Source organism: Enterococcus avium (assembly GCF_002891025.1).
Classification (GTDB): Bacteria; Bacillota; Bacilli; order Lactobacillales; family Enterococcaceae; genus Enterococcus_A; species Enterococcus_A avium.
The window spans coordinates 220,829-233,842 of sequence record NZ_NBSL01000002.1; the positions used below are offsets into that span (position 1 = coordinate 220,829).

At 39.8% G+C, this 13,014-nt stretch carries 11 protein-coding genes; 6 read left to right on the forward strand and 5 right to left on the reverse strand.

Features of this window, described 5'->3' with window-relative positions:
- The first annotated feature begins 87 nt into the window (after positions 1 to 87).
- Positions 88 to 2,436 carry an ABC transporter ATP-binding protein/permease gene (locus AUF14_RS01200; protein ID WP_048719442.1) on the forward strand — a complete coding sequence of 783 codons (2,349 nt, stop codon included), beginning with the start codon at positions 88 to 90 and terminating at the stop codon, positions 2,434 to 2,436.
- A 74-nt stretch (positions 2,437 to 2,510) separates the two neighbouring features.
- Here the strand turns inward: AUF14_RS01200 and AUF14_RS01205 are convergent, their stop codons facing one another.
- Entirely contained in the window at positions 2,511 to 3,704 is a 1,194-nt protein-coding gene (locus tag AUF14_RS01205) for a YdcF family protein (protein ID WP_016180922.1), read from the reverse strand.
- Positions 3,705 to 4,004: 300 nt separating this feature from the next.
- Here AUF14_RS01205 and AUF14_RS01210 point away from each other — a divergent pair, with 300 nt between their 5' ends.
- On the forward strand, positions 4,005 to 4,499 hold the full coding sequence (locus AUF14_RS01210; protein ID WP_016180921.1) for a GyrI-like domain-containing protein: 495 nt from the start codon (positions 4,005 to 4,007) through the stop codon (positions 4,497 to 4,499).
- 96 nt (positions 4,500 to 4,595) lie between these two features.
- Here AUF14_RS01210 and AUF14_RS01215 read toward each other — a convergent pair whose 3' ends face one another.
- The 4 genes from AUF14_RS01215 to AUF14_RS01230 all read right to left on the reverse strand — a co-directional run bounded on the left by AUF14_RS01215 (position 4,596) and on the right by AUF14_RS01230 (position 9,158).
- A complete protein-coding gene (locus AUF14_RS01215; RefSeq protein ID WP_016180920.1) occupies positions 4,596 to 5,888 on the reverse strand; it encodes a serine hydrolase in 1,293 nt (430 codons plus the stop codon).
- A gap of 143 nt (positions 5,889 to 6,031) precedes the next feature.
- A complete protein-coding gene (locus AUF14_RS01220) occupies positions 6,032 to 6,826 on the reverse strand; it encodes a TPM domain-containing protein (RefSeq protein WP_016180919.1) in 795 nt (264 codons plus the stop codon).
- A complete protein-coding gene (locus AUF14_RS01225; protein ID WP_016180918.1) occupies positions 6,823 to 7,893 on the reverse strand; it encodes a hypothetical protein in 1,071 nt (356 codons plus the stop codon). Before AUF14_RS01225 ends, AUF14_RS01220 begins: the two co-directional genes overlap by 4 nt.
- 29 nt (positions 7,894 to 7,922) lie before the next feature.
- Positions 7,923 to 9,158 (reverse strand): SPFH domain-containing protein, encoded by a 1,236-nt coding sequence (locus AUF14_RS01230; protein WP_016180917.1) that lies wholly within the window; start codon positions 9,156 to 9,158, stop codon positions 7,923 to 7,925.
- Between the two features lie 182 nt (positions 9,159 to 9,340).
- On the opposite strand from AUF14_RS01230, the gene dnaX reads away from it, so the two are divergent.
- From dnaX to tmk, 4 genes are all read left to right on the forward strand, one after another.
- A complete protein-coding gene (gene dnaX, locus AUF14_RS01235) occupies positions 9,341 to 11,089 on the forward strand; it encodes a DNA polymerase III subunit gamma/tau (RefSeq protein ID WP_016180916.1) in 1,749 nt (582 codons plus the stop codon).
- A 94-nt stretch (positions 11,090 to 11,183) separates the two neighbouring features.
- Positions 11,184 to 11,498 (forward strand): YbaB/EbfC family nucleoid-associated protein, encoded by a 315-nt coding sequence (locus AUF14_RS01240; protein ID WP_016180915.1) that lies wholly within the window; start codon positions 11,184 to 11,186, stop codon positions 11,496 to 11,498.
- 210 nt (positions 11,499 to 11,708) lie between these two features.
- A complete protein-coding gene (gene recR, locus AUF14_RS01245; RefSeq protein WP_016180914.1) occupies positions 11,709 to 12,305 on the forward strand; it encodes a recombination mediator RecR in 597 nt (198 codons plus the stop codon).
- Positions 12,306 to 12,363: 58 nt separating this feature from the next.
- A complete protein-coding gene (gene tmk, locus AUF14_RS01250) occupies positions 12,364 to 13,008 on the forward strand; it encodes a dTMP kinase (protein ID WP_016180913.1) in 645 nt (214 codons plus the stop codon).
- Positions 13,009 to 13,014: the final 6 nt, after the last annotated feature.

Consider the following 13,014-nt stretch of genomic DNA (forward strand, 5'->3'; position numbering starts at 1 on the left):
TGTGAACCTAGTATGAATTCTTGTTCATTTTGAGTTAATAATGCCATGCTATCTTTACGATGTAAACAGAAAGAAAAGGGTGACGTAATGTTAGAATTAAAAGACATTAAGAAATACTATCATGTGGGGGATACGACAACCAAGGCTTTAGATGGTGTATCAGTCGCATTTCGGCGGCAAGAATTTGTCGCAATTTTAGGTGCCAGCGGATCAGGTAAGACGACTATGTTGAATGTGATTGGCGGCTTAGATAACTATGATTCTGGTGATATGGTGATTGATGGGAAATCAACTAAAACCTTTAAGGATGCCGATTGGGATGCTTATCGTAATAACTCCATCGGATTCGTTTTTCAAAGCTATAATTTGATTAGTCATTTAGGAATCATCGACAACGTGGAACTTGGTATGACGTTAAGCGGGGTTTCAAAAGAAGAGAAACAACAAAGAGCAGAGGACGCTTTACGACGAGTCGGATTGGCCGATCATATGCATAAGAAACCGAACCAACTTTCTGGGGGCCAGATGCAGCGGGTCGCCATTGCTCGAGCGTTGGCGAACGATCCTGATATTTTACTTTGTGATGAGCCAACCGGGGCGTTAGATACGGAAACCAGTGTGCAAATCATGAATCTAATTCAAGAATTGTCGAAAGAGAAATTAGTCATCATGGTGACTCATAACCCTGAATTAGCAGATAAATATGCTGATCGGACCATCAGATTTTCCGATGGTCGGATTATGGATGATTCTCATCCGCATATTGAAGGAAAAAAAGGAGAACAATTTCAATTAAAACGTACGAAAATGAAATTCGTGACCGCATTGAAGCTTTCCTTTAATAATTTACGGACGAAAAAAGGTCGGACCTTCTTAACTGCCTTCGCTTCAAGTATTGGGATCATCAGTATCGGGATTGTGCTTTCACTATCCAGTGGATTCCAAAAGCAAATCGATAGCACGCAAGCTGAGACTATGGCGAAGTATCCAATCACGATCTCAAAAACAACAACAGATCAATCGGCTAATCGCGATCGGGCACTCGGTTCAGAAAAGGCCAGCGGGTCAAATAAAGACACGAAAAATAGTGTTGTGGCAAAGATCAGTGATGAGGACAAAGCCCAGCATACGAATAAAATCAATCAGGATTATGTTGATTATATTAATGATATCGATCCTAAATTGAGTAATAATATTGGCTTTACTCGTGTGGTTGGTATGAATCTTTTACGTGATATTGATGGCGATGTGAAGCCAGTAAAACTATCTAATGATTCGCCAGATAATGGTCCTTCAATGATGAGTGCGATGTCTAGTATGACAGGAATGGGTGTGTCTTCGTTTCCAACACAGCTAGATAAAGACTCAGGTAATTTCTTAAAGGATAACTATAAATTGCTGGCTGGTGCTTATCCAAAAGCCAATACAGACGTTGTATTGATTGTTGATGCGAATAATAGTACCAATATCAATTCGTTGAAAAATCTTGGATTTGACGTTAAGGATGACGAAAAGGTAGATTTTGACAAAATCGTTGGTACTGAATTTAAGTTGATTAATAACAATGAATACTATTCAAAAATACCGACAGGTAACTTTATTCCTAATAATGATTACAAAGCGATGTATGATAATGCCAACAATGACACACTGAAAATTTCTGGAATTTTACGGGTGAAGGAATCATCAACAATGAATCTTTTAGCACCGGGAATTGCCTATAGTAACGAGCTAACCTCTAAAATCGTTAAAGATAATGAAAACTCTGAAATTGTTAAAGCACAAAGAGATACAGACATAAACGTCATGACAAATGAAAAATTAGACGATGCAACTAAAGAAAGTACATTGGCTTATCTAGGGGGAGATAGTATCCCTAGCAGTATTATGATCTATCCAAATAACTACAAGGACAAAGAACAAATCTTGAGCTATTTAGATGATTACAACAAAGGAAAGAAAAAAGAAGATAAAATCATCTATACTGATCTAGCAGGAACGATGACTGAATTGACTGGTGGTTTGATGGATGCCATCACTTATGTATTGATCGCCTTTGCTGGAATTTCTTTAGTGACCAGTATGATCATGATCGGTATTATTACCTATACGTCAGTCATTGAACGGACGAAGGAAATTGGTGTTTTGAAAGCTTTAGGGGCACGAAAAAAAGATATTACTCGTGTATTTGATGCAGAAACCTGTATTTTAGGGGTTGCATCTGGAACACTTGGCGTATTGATTGCCTACTTGGCAACTTTTCCAATCAATGCGATTTTATACAATATGACTGAATTAGAAAATGTTGCGCAATTAAATCCAGTTCACGGCGTTATCTTGATCATTGTTTCAACGGTATTAACCATGATCGGTGGTCATATTCCAGCAAGAATGGCAGCGAAGAAAGATGCTGCAATTGCATTGCGAGCAGAATAGAAATAAAGGCAGCTTCTCTAAAAGATAAGGAGAAGCTGCCTTTTTGTGATTCTTGAAGGGCAAAAGCATATTAGTTATCGGACAAAAAGAAAATTAAGGATCGCCAAGGCTACAAACCCAAAGGTAATCAATCCACAAACAATCAGATGAAGACGTTTATTCATTAAGGCTACTGCAATAAATTCTCTAAGAAAAGCATTCGGCAAATAGTAGCGTGCAGTTTTTGAACCGATACCGTCGATTTTTAAACCAACATCTTCGGCATACATTCCGGCCCTAAAAATGTGGTAGTTATTTGAAGTAAAGATTGCGTGATAGCCACTCGGTTTTTCACGTTCCATAATTTCTTTACTAAACTTCATGTTTTCAAGAGTATTGGTAGATTGTGCCTCCATAATAATATCTTCGTCTGGAATTCCCTGCTCCAAAGCATATTCTCTCATTGCTTGCGATTCAGGAATCTTTTCATCAGGTCCTTGTCCACCAGACATTAAAAGCTGGGGCGGTGATAATGTTTTTTCGCTTTGTTCGCGGTAAAATTGAATTGCACGATCAATCCGTTTGGCCAATAATGGCGTGACTTTTTTACCACCGATTAATCCAGCACCTAAAACAATCACAAAATCCTGATTATATTTTGGTTTATTGAGTTGATAAATCAATGAGATCGATAAAAAATTCCAAAAGACGACAAAGAAATAAAACGCGATCGTCGTCGGAATCGAAAGCAAAATGACTGACCAATCAGGAAGTATTCGTGGACCGATCGTTCGTAAAATAATCAATGCTACGATCGCCAAACCCAGAATCAAGGTCAACAAGTTAGGCAGTTTGCGTGATTCGTGTCGCAAGACAATGAAACTATTGCCAATCAAGAAGATTACGGCCGCGTAGATACCAAACAATATGGTCATTAAAAATAAGAGTGCTAATAGTCCTAAGATACCCATACCAATCAAAGAGCTTGCGGTAAGGGTTACAAGCGCTACGTAGCCCATAAAACTTATTAGTGCAAGATTCAGTAGCCAGCCATTTCGTAAGCGGCATTTCTCTTTAATATAAAAATAGCGAAACAATAAAAAGAAGAAAAGCGGGATCAAAATATAAAAGGTTTTCTTTTGAATTTCAATCACACAAAAATATAAGACAAGAAAAATGCCTGTCCACAATGCAAAATTACTAAATTTGTTTTGTTTGAAACGAATCATTACACTAATTAAAACAATAAAATAGATGGCTAAAGCAAGTAAATCTCGTTGAAAATCCATCCCATCACTCCTTTGAAATTTGGGAAATATATTTTTAAGCTTTTTTGATGATTAGCTTATGCTTGTTTATATGTCAGTATAACAAAGAACGGGTGAAATGCGCAGTTAAGAACTATTAGTTGGTTTTATTTAGGAAGATTAGTAAACTTAAGTGGAGGATGTCGGTTTTTGCTTTTTACAGTTACTCTTTTCATTTTTAATGAACTGAGTATAAAGGATGAATAAATTAAGTAAGATAGTATTCGTAATAAGAGTATATTTCAAAAAGTAATTTACTAAAATGATCTAGGAGGGATATGGATGAAGATTAAAGGCATTGATCGCGTGGATCTGCCCACTATTTTTGTTGTCGGAAAAGAAGGACATGGTTTAGCTGAGGATGGGCAATCGTGGGTGCCATTATTATGGGATCAAATGAACACTCATTTTGAAGAATTGGTTGATCTTTTGGCAGGACAAGAAATGAAGGATTTGCAGCTATGGGGTCTGATGAGTGATGCGGAGCATTGGTTAGAGCCGTGGCAAAATGAGGGACGTTATTTAGCTGGTGTTCAAGTGCCGGAAAAAGCCCAAGCACCTGAAGGATGGATTCGTTGGGAAATACCGCCAATGAGCTATTTGACAGTTAAGGCTAGTGCGGAAAAAATTGAAGAGGCGACAAATCTAATGTTGGGAGAAATCTTCCCTATGGAAAATCTGAAGCTTGCCGGTGCGATCCATGAACATTATTTACCACATTTCGCAGAAGGGGAAGTCGAGTTGTATTTTCCCTTTAAAACAAAGGAAAAGAAATAAATTAGATAAAAGAAGCTGTTCCAAGCTCGAAATATGAACTTGGAACAGCTTTTTTCTACAGTCTGAAACTGTCGATGTTCTTGAAATTTTTTTATTTTATGCAAAGATACCTGTAATTTTTTGCCAAATCAATTCGAATGTACTGGCTTTTTCAACGGCACTCTTGGTTACGAGATCTGTTTTTGCACCTTCGTTTTCTTGGACATAGCCCAAAGTATCTTGGGCTAAAGCGACACTGACAGTACCAATTTTTTCATTCTTGTGGACCGGTGCAATGATTGCATTATTGTCCAGCAATGAATGATCTAAGGTTGTCTTAATCGTTAAATTTTTAGGATCCATATCGTTTCGAATCCAAAGCTTAACAGGTTTTTCCATGGCTAAAGCAACTGTTTTTTTCTTGCCATCTGTGACTTTTAGTTCTTTTTTATCAGTGGGTGTCTGTCCAGCAACAGTTACGTCTTGCTGACTCCAATTATTTAAACAATAATCCATCAAGTTACTTGTTTCGACATATCGTGCGTTCTCATCATTTGGTTGATTTAGTGCATTTAAGATGACTGTGATAACACGGCGTCCGTCTTTTTGGATCGTACCGACAAAACAAGCACCAGCTAAATCAGTAGTACCAGTTTTTAAGCCATCAACGCCTTCTTTATAATTCGGACCATCAAATAACATAACATTCCAATTTTCCATTTCAGTTGGTTGAGTTGAATTTGGAGCGAATGTCTTTTCCTTGATCTTAGAAATTTCCAAAATTTCTGGGAAATCCTTGATCAGGTGCTGGGCTACGATTGCCACATCTCTAGCCGACATTAGATTCTCATCATTTTCTTCGGTACCAGGATAGATATGTTCGCCTAGATAAACATTACTCAAACCAGAAGCATTAATGATTGTCGCGTCTTTGATGCCCCACTCTGTGAGCTGTTCGCGCATTTGATTCACAAAGGTATGCTCATTGCCGGCAATGAGTTCAGCTAGAGCAACCGCACAGGCATTGGCTGATTGAACGATCATGGCTTCAAAAAGATCTTTGACTGTATATTTCTGATCACGAACCAACGTTACATTTGACAATTCAGGAACAGTACTTAATTGTTCAGCGTATTCAGAGATCGGTACTTCTTGCTCCCAAGAGATTTTTTGCTGTTTAATCGCTTCTAAAACGAGGTATGCCGTGATCGTTTTAGTGATAGAAGCAATGCCTTTGGGAGAGTCGCCGTCTTGGTTGAAAAAAACTTTTCCTGAATCAGCATCAATGGCGTATCCTGCATTCGCATTGACTGAAAACTCATCTGCCGCATGGACGGGGATTCCAATGAGACTTTGGAAGAAAAGTACTAGGGCAACCAAAACAAGGGGGAAACTTCTCTTTTTTTTCATCGATGTGCTCCTTTATTTCTATTAACCCTAAAAGTTTAGCAAAATCATAGGGTGAATTCAAGAAAATACATGAAAACACCAGAGTTTTTCATTAGTTTTGAAAGGCTCTGGTGTATAGTGATAACATTTTTTATTTTATTTGATTAAAAACTGCGTCCGCCACCGCCAAAGGTTCCACCACCGCTAGAGTGAGTGGTACTGCCACCACCGCCGCCTCCATTGTTGTTAGAAGGTTTAGGAATCCGCCGAGTGGTAACAAAGGAATTCACTAATTGGTCTTGACGTTCAGTCAAATCTAATTGCGCATTTTGACGATATGGGTAACGATAAGTCCCAGCTTTTAATTGATAACGCAAGCGTACAGAAACAAAAAAGGCGATTGCCGCCACTGCTGCAATGACAAAACCGATAATGAATTCAATTGGTCTGATGGATTTATAACGGGTGATTTTTCCGGTTTTTTCATCAATACGATAAGCCCCACCAGGAACGCCATCGTCAACGAATTCTTGTGCATTAAACAAGAAATTTTTACTTGCTTGATAATAATCGCCGTCTCTCATTGCTCCCTCGACATCATCTAAAAGCTTATCACGCCGTTTATCATTGATGTAGTCGATCAGATTCCCTGAAGTTGAGAGATAAATTTCGCGTTGGTTCATATCCAATAAAAGCAAGGCACCATTATGATCATTTCCGATGCGTGCTCTTAGCTGATCATCCGCAAATTTTCGTGGTTCCTCTGAGTTGGTATCAGTAGTTAAAATAAACACTTCGCCTTTGATCTTTTGATTAATGGCATCTGCTTGATTAGACAATTCGGTTCGTTCTTCCGGTGTTAGAAGATTTGCCTGATCATCTACCGTATTAGAAGCGGCAGAGACCTTCAACGGGCTCAAGAATGCTAAAAAGCCAATCAATAATAGGATTTTTTTCATAGGAAATACCCCACAATCACAGCAATTATCATAATCGCAGCGAAAATCCCAGCTGAGAACAATCCTAAACGTTTATTACTGATCGGCAGAATTCCGCTGACTTTACCTGTTTGGCCATTCATCGCATAATAATAGGTTTTCTTCGAAGCATCTTGATACGTCACAAGCCAGACAGGGAGTAACATATAGTGATTGTCCTGTTTCTCTACATTTACGGATTTATTGCCGGCTGTAAAGGTGGTATATCCCGAAACCGTATCTCGTAACAAGTCTTCTGTGTACTCGGTTAATTCATGTTCAATCTGATCAGCTAAGTCCTTGATTTCAATATCCCGCTTTTCTGCTTGGAAGCCTGATAAGTACTCAGTATGGAAGTCCACGGCTTGATCAATCGGGAAAGGCTGTACTCCTTCGACCATTTTTTGCTGCAGATTTTTTTGAAGGGCATTCTTGGTTAAATGACGAATCTTCGCTTTGCCTTTTCGGAAAATCTGATAGACTTTTGTTTCAGTGTATTCAATTTCACCGACGATCCAGACCCGCAAAGAGGTCCCTTTGCCCGTCAAATTACCAGCAGTCTCAGCGTCAACTACCCAATAGGGAAAATAAACACCAGTCATTTTTTCGATTTGTTCTTTGTTGAAAAAATCTTTTGGAATAAAGCGTTTCTTTTGTGTCCATGCTAAAAAATCTGCGGTGGCTTTTTCGCGGTCGATTTTAAAAGGTAAAACTTTATTCGGTAAAAATTCTCCTGTCAAACGTCCTGACAATACGACAGGATTATGACAAAAGTAACAGTAGGTTGCGGCGGTAGTGTGATCAGTGACAATTTGAGCACCACAGCTGGGACATAGAAAGAGATCGACATCATCAGTACTTTCTTCCTTAACGGTAGTAGTTTCTGTTACTCCATCCTCAGCTGGGGCAGCTTCTTTAGCTTCAAATTTTTCGATATCCTCCACTGTAAAAATACTTAAACAATAATCACAATGGAATTTTTGATCACTTGGATTAAATGTCAAAGGTCCGCCACAGTTGGGACAATGATGCGTCAATACATCTGCCATTTGCAGGTCCTCCTATGGTTAGTAATAGTTTAGTCGATCGGAACACCTTTGAAGGGCTTACCGCAATGCGGACAGAATTTCGGAACGCCATTGCTTAAATCAACTGTTTCACCGCAGTCGCTGCACTTCATTTGGATTTTTGCTGCGGCTGCTGGAGCTGGCTTTGGTTCTCCGCAGTTGCTGCAGAATTTACCAGAATTTTTTTCGCCGCATTTCGGGCAAGTCCATTGATCACCTGTGTTTTTTTGTTGAGCCTGTTGATTCTGTTGCATTTGTTGATTATTATTTTGCGAAGCTTGGTTGAGATAGTCTCCGCCAGCGTTCATTCCCATACCCATTCCGAAGAAACCAGTAGCAGCGCCTGCATCATTTTTACCAGCAGCTTCCATGCCACGAGCAACTGAGCCTTGGACGTAGCCTTCACGCACGTTAGGATCACCTAACATGGCACCTTCATTTCGCATGTTGATTAATTTCGTTGAGTCATCGGTATAAGAGATGCTGGCAACTGCCACTGAAACAATTTCCATTCCTCGCAATTCTTTCCAGCTGTCATCTAATGCATCAGATAAGTATTTGCTAAGTTCCAAGCTTTTTGATGGAACATATGAGATTCGTTGTCCATCGGCAGACATTTGATTAATTGCAGCTTGTAAGCCTGTTAGAAATTCTTGCAAATATTGTTCATTGATATCGCTAATATCAACCTGATCCATATTTCTTGGGATCGCATTTGCGAAGAAAAGAATTGGATCAGTTACTTTGATGGAGTAGGTTCCGTGCGCCCGCAAGAATAGCTCTGCATTGTAGAAATTATCAAAATAATTCAACGGAGTACTGGTCCCGAATTTGATTCCTTTAATTTCTTGCAAGTTAATATAAAAGACTTGCTGTTTCTGTGGGGTCACACCGCCAAACTTGAAGCGACTGAATGTTTCAGCGACCGCATCTTTTAATGAACCATTAAACATGGATGGAGCAGAATTGTTTTCAACGGTGTAGTAGCCTTCTTCGGCGGTATAATCAATAATCTTACCACCGTCTACTAAGAGCATCATCATATTTGGATAGACATGAATCACAGAACCATCTGTGATTACATCGCTGGTTCCTTTTTTATTGCTTCCGCGTTTATCATCCTTTCGAACGGCCACGCCTTTTGACATAACTGTTGTTTGTCCCATATCGGCTGGTTCGATAATTTCCAGCCATTGATCGGCTAAACCACCGCCAATACTGCTAGTCGCTGCTTTAAATAGTCCCATGAATATCCCTCCATAAAAACGTTTTTTCTATTATACCACAGGGCTTTTTCTAAATAGAAAGGAAGCCAACCGACAAATTAAAAGACACTAAACAATTGCATTAGACAATTGGTTTCTATAGTTTTTTTACTCGAAATCACGTATAATAAAAAGCAGTGATTTTGAAAGAAAAGAGGAGAATTATGGCGTATCAAGCACTTTACCGCGTTTGGCGGTCGCAACGGTTTGATGACCTTGTTGGACAGGAAGCGATTACCAAAACGCTGAAAAATGCAATCCAACAACAGAAAACTTCCCATGCCTATTTATTTACCGGTCCCCGCGGAACAGGGAAAACTAGTGCGGCGAAAATTTTTGCCAAAGCCATCAATTGTCCGAATAGTGTGGATGGGGAACCTTGCAACGAGTGTGAGATGTGTCGTTCAATTACAGACGGACGACAAGAAGACGTGATTGAGATTGATGCGGCCAGCAACAACGGTGTGGAAGAAATCCGTTTTATTCGCGATCGAGCGAACTACGCGCCGACGACAGCGAAATATAAAGTCTACATTATCGATGAAGTCCATATGCTTTCTACGGGTGCCTTCAATGCCTTATTAAAAACGTTAGAAGAACCGAAGGAACATGTGATCTTCGTCTTAGCAACAACTGAGCCGCATAAGATTCCAGCTACGATCATTTCACGAACACAACGATTTGATTTTAAACGCATTGATGTTCAAGCAATTATTGGACGGATGGCTTATATTCTTGAACAAAGCAATCAGCCTTATGAAGAGCAGGCGCTGTCCGTAATCGCACGAGCGGCTGAAGGCGGGATGCGAGATGCGTTAAGTATTTTGGATCAAGCGATTTCCTTCAGTAATGAAAAAATTACCTTAGAAGATGCGTTAGCCGTGACTGGCAGTTTGACTACAGAAATGATGGACAGTTTTATCGGTGCTTGTTTGCAGCAAGATGTGAGTGGAGCGCTAGAAGTTCTGGAAAATATTTTAGCAGAGGGGAAAGAAGCTCGACGCTTAACGGAAGATTTGTTACTGTACTGTCGTGATTTGCTGATCTACCAGCAAGCACCCAAGTTATTGGAAAGTCGTGCTGCTTATTTAACTGAAACGTTTAAACAATTAGCGGGTTCTACACCTTCTGACCGTTTGTATGTCATGATTAAAATTTTGAGCGAGACACAAAACGAGATTCGATTTACCAATCATGCCAATGTTTATTTAGAAGTAGCGACGGTGAAATTGGCGACACCGCAAACGTCTGCTAATATTGCAATTGGTGATTCTTCAAGCAACCAAATAGCAGTAGCATCTGCGACACAACCAGCAGATCAAGCAGAATTCACTGCCTTGAAGACTCAAATACAGCAGCTTCAAAAAGAAGTTCAACAATTAAAAAAACAGCCAACGGTTGAAAAAGAAGAGCGCAAAACGGCACCGAAGAAAACTGCAAGCACCTATCGTGTTCCGACAGAACGTGTGTATCAAGTGTTAAGTGAGGCAACTAAAGATCATTTACTAAGTGTGAAGAATGTTTGGGAAGACCTGTTAATGGCTTTGCCAGTCACACAACGGGCGATGTTGAAGGCTAGCGAACCAATGGCGGCAGGACCTGATCTGATGTTAATCGCATTTGATTATGAGATTGTCTGTCAACGAGCTGATAGCAGCGATGAGCTTCGCTTGAATATGCAAAACACTTTGAGTATGATGATCAAGGGGTACACGCCAGAATTTGTCTTTATTACTCGTGAAAGCTGGCCACGATTACGACAAGCTTTTGTCAGTCAGCATCATGATCGCCCAGTAGCAGCTGAAACGAATGAGACAGATGATGAAATTACTTTAATACCTGAGGAAACGAATGAAGTTGTTGAGCAAGCAAAGAGTCTGTTTGGCGATCTTGTAACAATTAAAGATGATTAAAGTGTATTAGGTTTTCTTCATACTTTAAGCTTTAAGGCAATTGGTAAGTAGTTTTATGAAATAAATTTATTAATTAAAGGAGCGAATAGATACAATGATGCGCGGAATGGGAAACATGCAAGGCATGATGAAACAAATGCAAAAAATGCAAAAAGAAATGGTAAAGGCTCAGGATGAACTGAATGCGAAAGAATTCACTGGAAGTTCAACCAACGATTTAGTCACAGTGACATTTACTGGGGATAAAAATATGAAAGCAATGACAATCAATCCGGAATTAATTGATCCAGAAGATCCTGATATGTTACAAGACATGATTGTTTTAGCAGTTAATGATGCGATTACTAAGATTACAAAAGAAACCGATCAAACGATGGGGAAATATACAAAGGGACTTCCTGGAATGTAAGCGACTTTGATCTCAGCAAAAAATATTACTTTTTCAAAGATATATTGTTTTTGCTAGTAGTATTATCCATGTCCGGCTTAACGAACTAGCTTTTCTACGCAAGCTACGCATACAGTGACTGCTTGCAGAGCTGATGTGGAACAAGTACCTACTTGGAGCTCAAAAGCTGAACGAGTTCGTGAAGCCTTTCTGGAAGAGAGGAAGGACAGAATGCAATATCCAGAACCAATTGCAAAGTTGATTGAAAGCTATATGAAGCTGCCGGGAATCGGTCAAAAAACAGCGACACGTTTAGCCTTTTTTACAATTGATATGAAAGACGAATCGGTAAATGAATTTGCACGCTCGTTGATCAGTGTTAAAAGGGATTTGCGTTTTTGCAGTGTTTGTGGGAATATCACGGAAGAAGATCCTTGCGAGATTTGTTCGGATACAACTCGTGATCGTGGCACGATTCTAGTTGTGGAAGAACCAAAAGATGTGATGTCAATGGAAAAGGTTCGTGAATATCACGGTCTTTATCATGTCCTTCACGGTGTTTTGTCACCGATGGAAGGTACAGGTCCTGAAGACATCAATATCGCACCTTTAATCAAACGTCTACATGACGATGAGGTAAAGGAAGTTATCATCGCAACAAATGCAACGACAGAAGGCGAAGCAACTGCGATGTATCTATCGCGTCTGATCAAACCAGCAGGTATCAAGGTTACTCGACTTGCTCACGGATTATCCGTTGGCAGCGACATCGAATATGCTGACGAAATCACTTTGTTAAAAGCAGTGGAAGGACGCCGTGAATTATAAAAATTTCGCGGTGTTTTTTTAGAGAGAGAAGATCAAAATTATTTTGGGGGACAAGAACGTGAACGGATTATTTATTACGATTGAGGGGCCAGATGGTGCTGGGAAAACCAGTGTTTTGAATGAGCTCTATCCTAGATTACAATTAACGGCGAAACGATCTATCGTCAAAACAAGAGAACCTGGAGGCATTCCGATCGCAGAAAAAATTCGTCACGTGATCCTTGACCCTAGCAATGATCGAATGGATGATCGAACGGAGGCTTTGCTTTATGCCGCAGCACGCCGTCAGCATCTGATTGAAAAGGTCTGGCCTGCACTTGATGAAGATAAAATTGTCTTGTGTGATCGTTTTGTTGATAGCTCATTAGCTTATCAGGGTGCCGGTCGTGGTATTGGTATAGAAGAAGTTGCTAAGATTAATGAATTTGCGATTGAAGGGACGACTCCTGACATTACGCTGTATCTGGATGTTGATTCCGATACTGGCTTGCAACGAATCATGAAGAACCGAACCAATCAAATTGACCGTTTGGACTCGGAAGGGTTACAATTTCATCAGAGGGTCCGACATGCTTATCTAAAATTAGCAGAAGAAAATCCAGATCGGATCATAAAAATCGATGCTCGGAAGCGTTTAGACGAAGTCGTGAGAGCTTGTTTTTACGAATTGTTGACACGTTATCCAGACTATTTCCAATCATGAGAGGTG